Source organism: Asticcacaulis biprosthecium C19, assembly GCF_000204015.1.
In the GTDB taxonomy this organism is placed as follows: domain Bacteria; phylum Pseudomonadota; class Alphaproteobacteria; order Caulobacterales; family Caulobacteraceae; genus Asticcacaulis; species Asticcacaulis biprosthecius.
This window is the reverse complement of sequence record NZ_GL883080.1, coordinates 804,649-815,929: the sequence shown is the minus strand read 5'-3', so window position 1 is coordinate 815,929 and position 11,281 is coordinate 804,649. Positions and strand designations below refer to the sequence as shown.

Below are 11,281 nucleotides of genomic sequence, written 5' to 3'. Positions count from 1 at the left end.
TAGTCCAGGCTCCAATTTGCCCAAGCGGGCTAAGGTGACGCCATTTCCATTTATATGGAAATGACTTGATGCGAATGAAGGTTCGAGCCGAAAGACGGGATGGATTCGATATTCCGAGCCAGGAAGCCTGTCCCGCAATGCCAATGCTATCTGTCTGCCAGCGTCTAGATTTGAAAAGTCCGGCATCCGTCACCGATTTGGTTACGGACTGAAACTTTCGAAGCGCGGCTTATGCCAGAGGTCGCATTGGCATTCAAGACCGTGTGTCTTTATTGATAGTGGAATGTCGAATAGGTCAGGGCGCCGCCGCCGCCGCCAGGAAGGACTTGGCGGCCTCAGCGGCTTTTTTGACGTCCTGGGCGCGTGACAGGGGAGAAATCAGGATGCCGGACGGTGTCGAAACCACCATGATATCGGCCATGTCGATCACCGCGACGATGGGACCGCCGTCATTGCGGATCAGGCAGTTCTGAGCGTCGATCAGGATGGCATCGCCCTTCACATGATTGCCATGCGGATCCTTGTCAGCCAGGCGCCACAGTTCGCGGAAGCCGCCAACGTCCGCCCAGCCGATATCGCAGGGCACGACCGCCGAGCGCGTCGTATGCTCCATGACCGCATAGTCGATCGAGATCGAAGGCACTTGGCCGAACAAGCCGTCGTCAAGTTCGACGGCCACGCCACGACGCCGTGCGGCGGCATAGGCCGTGCGGCACGCCGCGAGGACGGCCGGCGCATGAAGCTCCAGTTCCTCCAGCATGACCTGCGGCGCGAACAGGAAGATACCAGCGTTCCAAACATGGGCGCCGCCAGCGACATATTGAGTTGCCGTGGCCAAATCCGGCTTTTCTAGGAAGCGCGCGATCTCGTAGTGGCCCGGCGACAGTTCGGCGCCGCGTTCTATATAGCCAAATCCGGTCTCGGCATGGCTGGGCTGGATGCCGAACGTGACGATGCGCGTTCTGGCCGTCTCACCGGCGGCCAGAACGGCGTCATGGAACGCTGCCGGCTGGGCGATCACGTGATCGGCCGGCACCATAAGGATCAGGGCGTCGGGCGCCAGGGCCAGGCCGCTCAGAGCCGCCATGGCCGCCACAGCCGCAGTGTTGCGTCCGAAGGGTTCCAGTATCACTTCCTGAGGCGCTTGCTCGATCGCCTCCAGTTGCGCGGTTACCAGGTCGAAATGACTGCGGCCGCAGATCGCCACCGGCGCCAGGAAGCCGTCGCCGGTGAGTCGCAGGACCGTCTCCTGGATCATGGTATTGGCCGTCGCCAGGGCGTGGAATTGTTTCGGTGCCGTCGGCGTCGACAGAGGCCACAACCGGGTACCGGAACCGCCGGACATGATGACCGGTAAGATCTGAGTCGGCATTTTCGTAAGTTCCTGTCTGGGCGGCGCGCGCCCCTCTGTCAAAAAAACTCTACAACGATATGCAATCTTCGGTTTTAGCCTTGGAAGCACGTGTGATCGCGCGTCACCATTAACCAAAATCATGCCGCACTGCGCAACACTATTTTTTGCGCTCGCTTAATATGTAAAAAAGACGAACTTTCTGCGACACAACTCGCCAAAATGGGAAGTTTCTGAAAATAAACGTATAAAATCAACATCGCACCACGGTAAATAACGCTACATGTCTGATTAATTCAACAAAGTGAAATGAACGCACCGCGACGCAGCAAGATATATGCTGCGATGCGAAATAAATGTGACATAAATGTGAGTTAAGTTTGTGTTTACGGATTTTTTGAGTTTTTCGGGGATTTGACTATGACTTCAGTATCCAAGCCGCGCGTCAGCATTTTTGGTATCGGGTATGTCGGTGCTGTTACCGCCGCCTGTATCTGCAAGGATGGTTTTTCCGTTCATGCGGTCGACGTAAACCAGGCGAAGGCCGACTCCCTCGGCAAGGGCATCTCCCCGATCGTCGAGCCCGGCCTGCCGGAGCTTTTGAAGGGCGCAGTCGACGACGGTCTGCTGACCGCCGGCACCAGCGCCGTTTACGCCATCGACAATACTGATCTTAGCATCGTCTGCGTTGGCACGCCCAGCCTGCGCAACGGCAACCTTGATCTGTCCTATGTCGCCGCGGTCGCAGAAGACATCGGCAAGGCCATTGGCCAGAAGGCAGGGTACCACTCGGTGGTCATGCGCTCGACCATGCTGCCGGGCTCCATGGACAAGACCGTGATCCCGATTCTGGAACGCGCCAGCGGCAAGAAGGCCGGCGTCGATTTCGGCATCGCCTACTATCCCGAGTTCCTGCGCGAAGCGACGGCGATCGCCGACTATGAAAACCCCGCCGTCATCGTGCTGGGGATCAAGGATGACGAAACCCTGAGCCGCCTGCGCGTAATCAATTCGAAACTGACGTCGCCGGAATTCCTGGTCGACATCAAGACCGCCGAGGCGATCAAGTATGCCAACAACACCTGGCACGCCGTGAAAATTTCGTTCGCCAACGAAATCGGCAACATCGCCAAGGCCGCCGGCATCGATGGCCACAAGGTGATGGAAGCCGTCTGCGCCGACAAGCGTCTCAACATTTCGACGGTCTACATGAAACCCGGCATGGCCTATGGCGGTTCATGCCTGCCCAAGGATCTGCGCGCCCTGCGTTACAGCGCCCGCTCGATGGAGGTTGCGACCCCGCTTCTGGACGCCGTCGCCGACTCCAACGACAACCAGATCGATCGCGCCTTCAACATGATCGCCGCCACTGGCAAGAAGAATGTTGCCATGCTGGGCCTCAGCTTCAAGGCCGGCACCGACGACCTGCGTGAATCGCCGCTGGTGGAAATCGCCGAGCGCCTTCATGGCAAGGGCTTCAAGGTCAAGATCTACGACGAGAACGTCCGTTACTCGGCCCTCACCGGCGCCAATCTGAGCTATGTCCGCGCCCACCTGCCGCACCTGGCCGACCTGCTGGTCGCCTCGATCGAAGAAGCCAAGGAAGATGCCGACGTTCTGGTTGTCGGCAACAACGACTTTCGCTTTGGCGAAGCCGTAGGCGACAAGCGCGACGACCAACTGGTCATCGACTTTGTCCGTGTGTCCAAAGAAGTCCGCAGCAACAACCAGGATTACGCGGGCCTGTGCTGGTAAATACGGCTCAGTAAGCACTTTCCAAAACGTGGACGCCATGTTTTGGGAAGTGCGGCAAGCAAATCTCTGATCATTTCCACGGATCAAAATGATCGGGAAATGATCTCGCAGGAGCGCACACACACATGACGGGCCTTCTCGGGTACGCAGTTCTGCTGCTGGCCATCAGTTTGGCTATGCCGCAGGAACTGTTCAACCAGCAATCGGCACATTTCCTCCTGGCGATCGGGCTGATCGCTTCGTGGCGTTATATCTGGGCGGCCACTCATCTGGTGCGCTCCCTGATCTATCGTCACATCGTATTCCCGCGCCTTCGCCGCCAGGCGGATGCGATGGGCGTGGACGGTATGCCGACCCATGCCTACCTGCTGCTGACCAGCTTCCGCATCGATACCGAAACCAGCACCGATGTTTACCGTGCCGCCATCGAAGAGGCGGCGCGGACCAAGATACCGGTCACCCTGGTCGCATCTCTCGTGGAGATGGCCGACCAGCGTCTGGTCAAGCAGTTGTTCATCGCGATGGACCCGCCGCCACACGTTACGCTGTCGTTTATCCGCATCGGTGGCACCGGCAAGCGCGACGCATTGGCACAAGGCTTACGTACCATTCAGATGATGTTGCCACCGCCGGGCGCCGTGGTGGTCGTCGTCGATGGCGATACGGTTCTTGAACCCTATTGCCTGCAGCGCAGCCTGCCCTTCTTCAAGGTCATGCCCGATATCAGCGCCTTCACGACCGACGAGGTGTGCGAAGTCCGCGGTGCGCGGGTGTTCCACGATTGGTACAATATGCGCTTCGCCCAGCGCCAGATCCTCATGTGTTCGATGGGCCTGTCGAAGCGGGTCCTGACCCTGACCGGCCGGATGTCGGCCTTCCGCGTCGAGGTCGCCACCGATCCGGGCTTCATCAAGCAACTCGAGTCCGACACCATCGACCACTGGCGTCTTGGCCGCTTCGCCTTCCTGACCGGCGACGACAAGAGCACCTGGTACTGGATCCTGCGTCACGGCGGCAAAATGGCGTACATCCCGGACGTCACGGTCAACACCGTGGAGTCGCCGCCCGACAACGATTTCGTCAGAGCCTCAACCATGCTGATGGTGCGCTGGTTCGGTAACATGCTGCGCAACAACAGCCGGGCTCTGGCGCTTGGGCCTCGCAAAATCGGTCTCTTCGTCTGGTGGACGGTCCTGGACCAGCGGGTCAGCATGTGGACGGCCACGGTCGGCCCGACCGCTGCAATCCTACTGACTCTCTATTACGGGCCTATGTCGCTGGTTGTCTATGCCTACTGGATCGCAGTGACCCGGTTCATCCAGACCCTGGCCCTGCTGACCGCCCGCAAGGACGTCGCCTGGACCTTCCCCTTCCTGCTGTTCTTCAACCAGGTCTACGGTTCGATGGTCAAAACCTACATCTTCTTCCGGCTCGACCGCCAGAAATGGACCCGCCAGAACACGACCGTCGCCCGCAACCTGGGCGGCTTCTCGAAACAGGTCATCAACATGACCTCCTGGTCGATGCATGCCGTCGCCATCCTGTTTTTCCTGGCCTGTGTCGGGACCTATCTGGGCGTGTTTAAGCCCTTCTCCTTTTTGCCTTTGTTGTGAGGATTATGAATGTCGCTGAAAATTGTTCATGAGGCCTCGTCCCAACGCCAGCACGTGAGACTGCGCGTTCCCATCACGGTGACGATCGGGGACGACACCTACGAGGCGACCGATTGGTCGGTAGCCGGCCTGGGTGCGGGACCGTTCGCTATCGTACCCGCAGTAGGCCAAATCGTCCCCCTGACCCTGATCTTCAAGTTCGAGGGTTTCGCCTTTGAACTGGCGGTCAAGGGCGAGGTGAAACAAGCCAATCCCGAAACCAAATTTGCCGGTTTCGCCTTTGTCGATGTGGCGCCCAACTCACTGTCTCTGCTGCAATACCTGATCGGCGCTCAGTTGTCGGGTGAGATGGTGACCTCAGGGGACGTCCTGGCCATCATCAAGCGCGAGAACTTCACGGGTGCCCGCCTTCAAGCAAAGGAAGACGCCGGGCAGAAAAAGAGCATCATGCCAACGGTGCAGCGCCTGGTCCTGCTAGCCATCCTGTGGTCGATCGGCCTGGGTTTGGTCGGCTATATCGGCTACAGCGCCTTTGCCCGCGGCTTCGTGGTTCGCGCCGACGGCGTGCTGGCCAGTCCGGACGCCCAGATGCTGCGCGCCCCCAAGGCCGGCACGGTCCTCTCGGTCGACGCCAAGCCGGGCGAGCGCGTCCTGCCCAACCAGAACCTGAGCAGTCTGGAAGCCATCGACACATCGGTGGTCAATATCGCCAGCAACTGCGACTGCATCATGGGTGAGATCTTGGCCGCGCCCGGCGCCTTCATCGCCCGCGGCGCCCCGATCGCGCAGATCGTCCCGACCTCGGGCCGCATCGGCGGCGAGTTCATTGTGCCGCTGGAAGCCGCCCGCCGCATCCGCCCGGGCGACCATGTCGTGGCTGATATCTACGTCGGCGATCGCTACTACAATGGCCGCGTCGAGCGCGTTGTCCTGCCCACGTTCGGCGAGACCAACGCCTATGCCCGCGTCTCGCAGGGCGTGATCCAACTCTCGGCCGTGGTGCGTGTGAACTTCGACCGCAAGCTGCCCGCCTCCATGGTGGGGCAGCCTGCCTCGGTCCGCGTCAGCACCCTGCGCCTGCTTAACCAGGACAAAAAGTGATGAAAAATCTACGGGCCAACCACGTTCTGCGGGCCGGCCTGGTGACGGCCGCCAGCCTCATCGTCGCGACAGGTGCAGGTCATGCCGCCGCTGTCGAAACCTGCCCGGCACGCCCCCAGACGGCACCGGCGGCAAAGGCGACGACCAAGACGCCGAACCTGGCCAAGATGTCGCCGTCGGCACGGCGGCTGCATGCCGCAGACCGCGCCTATGATGCGGGCCAGTTCGACGAGGCCGAGACGCTGTTGCTGAAGCTGATGAAGACGCCGCGGGACAAGAACGACACGGCGCGGCGCGCCACGATCCGCCTGGCGCGCGTCCGCATCCAGCAAGGCCGCTTCGATGACGCACGCGCCCTGGCCACTCAGGCCAGCGCCTCGCGTGACGCCAAGGTCAAGGCCCAGGCGACCGCTATGCTGACCGACATCGACTATCGCCAGGGAATCGCCGCGGCCCGCAACCGCTTCGACCAGGCCGAGGCCCTGCTCAAGTCCGGCAATCTGACCGAGTCGGAAACGCAGTTCGAGGCCCTGCTGAGCCAGCCGTGCCCACTACCCGAAGGCTACATCGACCGGGTGCAACTTCGTCTGGCTTCGATCAGCACAAAGCAAAACGATTTCGATGAAGCCGAGCGCAGGTTGGCCGCCGTGGACCGCAGCGACGCCAATATCGCTTCGGCCGCCGGCGAACTGGACGGCAGCGTCGTGCAGAAGCGCCTCGATTTTACCGCGCGCACGGCGCTGGACGCTGCCGCCTCCAAGGCCGAAAGCGGCGATGTCGCGGGCGCGGTGGAAGCGGAAAAGCTCGCCCTGGCCACCTATCCGACCGCCTCGGCGCCGGTGCTCAGCGGTGGGCAGCTCAGGCTGTCGGATCACCTGTCGCGCCTGGGCCGTTTCGACGAGGCCCGCACCGTTCTGAGTGCGGTTCACATCAATGCCGGCGATGCCGACCTGGCGACGCGCCGTGACGAGATCGCCAAGCGCATCGATGTCCGCGAAATGGATGCCAAGGCGTCGGACCTGCTGGCTCAAGCCGACGACGAGTCGGCCGTCAACCACCCGCAAAAGGCGATGGTCATCTATGACGGCATCATCGCCAGCCCGCAATTTGCTCCGGAATGGCACCAACGCGCGAAGTTGCGTAAGGCAACGCTGCTGCGGCGGGGCTATGACTTCGCCGGCGCCAAGGCGCAGATCGATGCGGTTGCGGCGGCACCTGCCACCCCGTCCCTGGCGGCCAGCGCGGTTACCGCATCCGACACTTTTGCCGCGGAGACTCCGGCTCGGGCCTTTACCGGTAGCCTGGGCGGCGGGCTGCAATACGACGACAATGCCCCGGCCCTGGTCGCCGCGATCCCCGGCGAAGAAGGTACTGCGCCTTACGATCCGCAACAGAGCTACAGCGACGCAGCAACGGTCGTGACCGCCGGTGGTGAATACCGCCACCGTCTTGGCAGCAGCTACAACTATCTGACCGCGGCCGGACGCGCCACGGTCACTGACCAATGGGAACTGGACCCGATCGACAGAGTCAAGATCGATTTCAATCTCGGCGCCGTCATCTATCTGCCCTCCCTCGCGGCCAAGGTCGAAGGCGGCCTGCTGTATGACCGCAGCCACCGCGGCGGCAAGCTGCTGAACCAGGGGCTGGGTTTCTATACCAGCTACAGCCAGTTGGCGATGGGCCGCCGGGTGACCGGCCGCTACGAAGGCCTGAAGATGGACGACCGCCGTCCCGGCCGTGATGGCTGGCGGCACTCTGTATCGTTAGAGGTCGCCCCTGCAACGGGGGAATATGGCCTGGCCGGCGGGATCGAGCTGTTCCACGATCAGCCGTCCGACATAACCTTGCGCCAGTCGGCGGTGACGGTTTCGGCCGGCTATGTCTGGCCGATGCTGACCCGCGGGTCATGGCAAGTCGACGGCGATGTTGCTGTTTCGCTGCGGACAGGACGCTACGACGCCATCAGTACATCTGCGTCCGGCGCCGACGAGCACCGCAAAATCGTCCGCACCCGCTTCGAAGTCGGTCCAGTCGCAACCTATAAGCAAACCACCCAGGTGCGCGTGACCTATGCCTGGCTCGATATCGACGACAACAAGGTCAACTTTAACCGCCGCGACAATCAGGTTCGCGTCTCCGTTTCACGCCGGTTCTGACCGCATCGGAAAGGAGGTCAGCATGTTTATCTCACGGCGCGATGTGTTGGCAGCGAGCGCGGGCGCATGCCTGCTGACCCTTCCGGCGCAGGCCGCCACCCGGCGCCTGCGACCGCCGTTCGCTGTGCCGCGCGCCAGCGGCGTGGCGCCAAAAGCAAAACACCTGCCCAAGACGGAACCTGTCCGCGAGCTGGCCAACGAGTCGCGGTACAGGAAGGACGACCCGTCGCGCTCGACTGTCGATCCGGAGTTGTCCGAAGCCTATGAACGCTCGGTGGCGCCCTTGCGTGCGTTCTCGCAGTCCGTCATCCGAGCCGCCAATCGTTATGTTGCCTCCGATGGCAAGAACCTGAAGGCCGCGGCCGAGGCCGGCGGCATTCTGGCGACGTGGGCCGGGGCCGACAGCCTGAAGGTGGTCAGTGGCGAAACGGCGCAGTTCAGCCGCCTCTTGACCCTTGGGGCGGCCTCACTGGGATTGATGCAGATCGAGGGAGCGCTTAAGCCTACCCTTCGCACGATCATCGCCAACTGGCTCGAAGACCGCGCCGGCGAAACTTATCGGCATTACGCAGCCCTGAAAACCAAAAGCGCGGCCAACAACCACCGTTACTGGGCGGGCCTAAGCGTCCTGTCGGCCGGGATCGTCGCCAATCGCCGAGACTTGTTCGACTGGGGCGTGAGTTCGGCCCGCATCGGCATTGCCGAGGTAACCGCGGAAGGCGCTTTGCCGCTGGAACTGGCGCGCGGGCAACGCGCCCTCAGCTATCATGCCTACGCCCTGGCGCCCCTGGTCCTGATCGCGGAGGCCGCTGCCAGGAATGGCGATTCAAGCCTTTACGACGAGAATAGCGGCGCCCTTCACCGATTGATCGATTTTTGCCTGACCCAGTTGGACGATCCGACTCGGATCACCCAACTCGCTGGTACGGCCCAGGAGGCCCTGCCCAACGGCGAATTCTACGACTCCGGCGACGTTGCATGGCTCGAAATCTACGAGTCCCGCTTTCCCGGCCGCAGCGCCTGGAGCGCAAGATTGCCCAAAATGCGGCCCATGCGCAGCACCAATCTGGGCGGGGATATCACCCTTTTGTTCGCCCGCCCGGGTACAGCGCCGGCAAACATACCCCGAGGACGGGCCAGGCCTTAGACCCCCGATTCGCTCAAGACGTAATGGAGACAGACATGACTATGGCCACGACCAGAAGAACCCTGATGACCGCGCTGATCGGCGCGGCCGCCTTGCTGCCGCTTTCCGCCAACGCCAAGAATGCCGATGCCGGCCTCTATGCCGCGGCACCGCCACCGAACTCGGTGTTCATCCGCGTCGTTTCGACGGTCGAGGATGGCCAGACGGTCAATGCCACCATCGGCAAGGCCAGCTACAGCGTCGCCGCGGGCACAGCCACGGCTTACAAGATCATTCCGGCCGGAACGACCCAGGTGCGCTTCGGAACCAAGGGCAAGACACTCGTCGTCAGCGACGGCGGTTACTATACCGTCGTCATTTTCGGCACACGGTCGGCACCCCACGCCGCGCTCATCGAAGACCCCAAGCTGGACAGCAAGGTCAAGGGGTTGATCACCTTCTACAACCTGACCGACCGGGCCGCCCTGTCGCTAAAGACGGCCGACGGTGCGGCTGCGGTTGTTGACGCCGTCGCACCGCGCAAGGTTGGCTCGCGTCCGGTCAACTCGGCTACCACCGGCTTTGCGGTGTTCGACGGCACGTCGCAATTGGGGACCGTCCCGCAACAGACCATCGAACGCGGCAACGCCTATTCGTCGATCGTCTCCGAGGTCGGTGGCAAGATCAAGGTTGTCTGGGTCCGTTCTGAAACCGCCAACTAGTTCCGCAATGACGTATCCCGCGCACTTCAGGAAAGGGGGGCGAAATGGTATTTTCTTCTAATGTCTTCATATACCTGTTTCTCCCGCTTTTCCTGGCGGCCTACTATCTCACGCCAGGACGATGGAAAAACATCACGATCGTTCTGGGCAGCTATATCTTCTACGCCTGGTGGCGGGTCGACTTTCTGATCCTGCTGATCGTCTTCACCTTCTGGAACTATCTGATCGCCATTGTCATCGACAAGGCGGCGACGCAAGCCAGGCGCAATCTGTTCCTGATCGTCGGCATCGTCATCAATGTCCTGACGCTGCTGTATTTCAAATACATGAACTTCTTCGTCGAGAACTGGAACCTGCTGGCAAAGCAGGTTGCAGGTACCGATCCCTTCATCTCGCATGTCGTCCTGCCGATCGGTATTTCGTTCTTTGTCTTCCAGGCGATCAGCTACCTAGTCGATGTATGGCGTCGTGACGTCGAGGCGACGACCAGCCTGGTCGACCTGGCCGCTTTCAAGGCCATCTTCCCGCAGCTGATCGCCGGCCCCGTCCTGCGTTACAAGGATCTGAAGGACCAATTCCGCGGTCGTATCCACACCGTCGACAAGTTTGCCGAAGGCCTTCGCCGCTTCATCTACGGCCTCTCGACCAAGATCCTGTTGGCGGACTCGGTGGCGCCGATCGCAGACCAGGCGTTTGGTTCTGCAGCGCCCTCCCTGCCTCAGGCGTGGCTTGGCGCGGTCGCCTATGCGCTGCAGTTGTTCTTCGATTTCATGGGCTATTCCAGCATGGCCATCGGCCTGGCGCTGATGATGGGCTTCGTCTTTATAGAGAATTTCGACAATCCGTACGCGTCCCGCAGCATCACCGAATTCTGGCGGCGCTGGCATATCTCGCTGTCCACCTGGTTGCGCGACTACGTCTATATTCCGCTGGGCGGCAATCGCAAGGGGGAGGCCAAGACCTACCGCAACCTTATCCTGACCATGCTGATCGGCGGCTTCTGGCACGGCGCCAACTGGACCTTCCTCCTGTGGGGCGGGCTGCACGGCGGCGTCATGGCGCTGGAGCGCTATTTCACTATGTCGGCGAAAATTCAGAGCCAGGCATCGAAACTCCTGGCCTGGGTGGTGACCATGGTGATCGTCCTGATCGGCTGGGTGCTGTTCCGCGCCGCCAATCTGGGGGAAGCCCTGACCATGTATGCCGGGATGTTGGGCATGCACGGTCTGACATCGGCGGACCTCGCCTGGAGTCTCAGCCGCACGCAGTTGGCCTTCCTGGCCATCGCCCTGATCGTTGTGGGCCTGGGTGTTCGTCAGGCCTGGACCGGCCGGGGCTACGTGCCGCCGCGCGGTTCACGGCTGGAGCTGTTCGTTCTGCCGCTGCTGCTGATCCTCAGCCTGACCCGGCTGAGCGCATCGAGTTTTTCGCCATTTCTCTACTTTCAGTTCTGA

Annotated in this window: 8 protein-coding genes; 7 read left to right on the top strand and 1 reads right to left on the bottom strand. The window is 61.4% G+C overall.

Going from position 1 to position 11,281, the window contains the following annotated elements:
- Positions 1-295 precede the first annotated feature (295 nt).
- The gene (locus ABI_RS22045; RefSeq protein WP_006275287.1) at positions 296-1,372 is read right to left on the bottom strand and encodes a mannose-1-phosphate guanylyltransferase; all 1,077 of its coding nucleotides are present in this window, start codon (positions 1,370-1,372) and stop codon (positions 296-298) included.
- Between the two features lie 399 nt (positions 1,373-1,771).
- On the opposite strand from ABI_RS22045, the gene ABI_RS22040 reads away from it, so the two are divergent.
- From ABI_RS22040 to ABI_RS22010, 7 genes are all read left to right on the top strand, one after another.
- Positions 1,772-3,106, top strand: a complete 1,335-nt coding sequence (locus ABI_RS22040; RefSeq protein ID WP_006275286.1) for a nucleotide sugar dehydrogenase — start codon at positions 1,772-1,774, stop codon at positions 3,104-3,106.
- Positions 3,107-3,231: 125 nt separating this feature from the next.
- Positions 3,232-4,719 carry a glycosyltransferase gene (locus ABI_RS22035; protein WP_006275285.1) on the top strand — a complete coding sequence of 496 codons (1,488 nt, stop codon included), beginning with the start codon at positions 3,232-3,234 and terminating at the stop codon, positions 4,717-4,719.
- A 9-nt stretch (positions 4,720-4,728) separates the two neighbouring features.
- Complete coding sequence (locus ABI_RS22030; RefSeq protein ID WP_006275284.1) at positions 4,729-5,820, top strand: HlyD family efflux transporter periplasmic adaptor subunit; 1,092 nt, start codon at positions 4,729-4,731, stop codon at positions 5,818-5,820.
- On the top strand, positions 5,820-7,979 hold the full coding sequence (locus ABI_RS22025) for a tetratricopeptide repeat protein (RefSeq protein WP_006275283.1): 2,160 nt from the start codon (positions 5,820-5,822) through the stop codon (positions 7,977-7,979). The genes ABI_RS22030 and ABI_RS22025 overlap by 1 nt, the downstream gene beginning before the upstream one ends.
- 22 nt (positions 7,980-8,001) lie before the next feature.
- A complete protein-coding gene (locus tag ABI_RS24020; protein WP_006275282.1) occupies positions 8,002-9,126 on the top strand; it encodes an alginate lyase family protein in 1,125 nt (374 codons plus the stop codon).
- A gap of 65 nt (positions 9,127-9,191) precedes the next feature.
- Positions 9,192-9,827 (top strand): alginate O-acetyltransferase AlgF, encoded by a 636-nt coding sequence (locus tag ABI_RS22015; RefSeq protein WP_040309850.1) that lies wholly within the window; start codon positions 9,192-9,194, stop codon positions 9,825-9,827.
- Positions 9,828-9,871: 44 nt separating this feature from the next.
- Complete coding sequence (locus ABI_RS22010; RefSeq protein WP_006275280.1) at positions 9,872-11,281, top strand: MBOAT family O-acyltransferase; 1,410 nt, start codon at positions 9,872-9,874, stop codon at positions 11,279-11,281.

What these genes read in the sequence shown, in the direction of transcription:
- ABI_RS22015 (WP_040309850.1), top strand. Translation starts at nt 9,192, where the DNA reads ATGACCGCGCTGATCGGCGCGGCCGCCTTGCTGCCGCTTTCCGCCAAC.
- ABI_RS22010 (WP_006275280.1), top strand. Translation starts at nt 9,872, where the DNA reads ATGGTATTTTCTTCTAATGTCTTCATATACCTGTTTCTCCCGCTTTTC.
- ABI_RS24020 (WP_006275282.1), top strand. Translation starts at nt 8,002, where the DNA reads ATGTTTATCTCACGGCGCGATGTGTTGGCAGCGAGCGCGGGCGCATGC.
- ABI_RS22040 (WP_006275286.1), top strand. Translation starts at nt 1,772, where the DNA reads ATGACTTCAGTATCCAAGCCGCGCGTCAGCATTTTTGGTATCGGGTAT.
- ABI_RS22030 (WP_006275284.1), top strand. Translation starts at nt 4,729, where the DNA reads ATGTCGCTGAAAATTGTTCATGAGGCCTCGTCCCAACGCCAGCACGTG.
- ABI_RS22025 (WP_006275283.1), top strand. Translation starts at nt 5,820, where the DNA reads ATGAAAAATCTACGGGCCAACCACGTTCTGCGGGCCGGCCTGGTGACG.
- ABI_RS22045 (WP_006275287.1), bottom strand. Translation starts at nt 1,372, where the DNA reads ATGCCGACTCAGATCTTACCGGTCATCATGTCCGGCGGTTCCGGTACC.
- ABI_RS22035 (WP_006275285.1), top strand. Translation starts at nt 3,232, where the DNA reads ATGACGGGCCTTCTCGGGTACGCAGTTCTGCTGCTGGCCATCAGTTTG.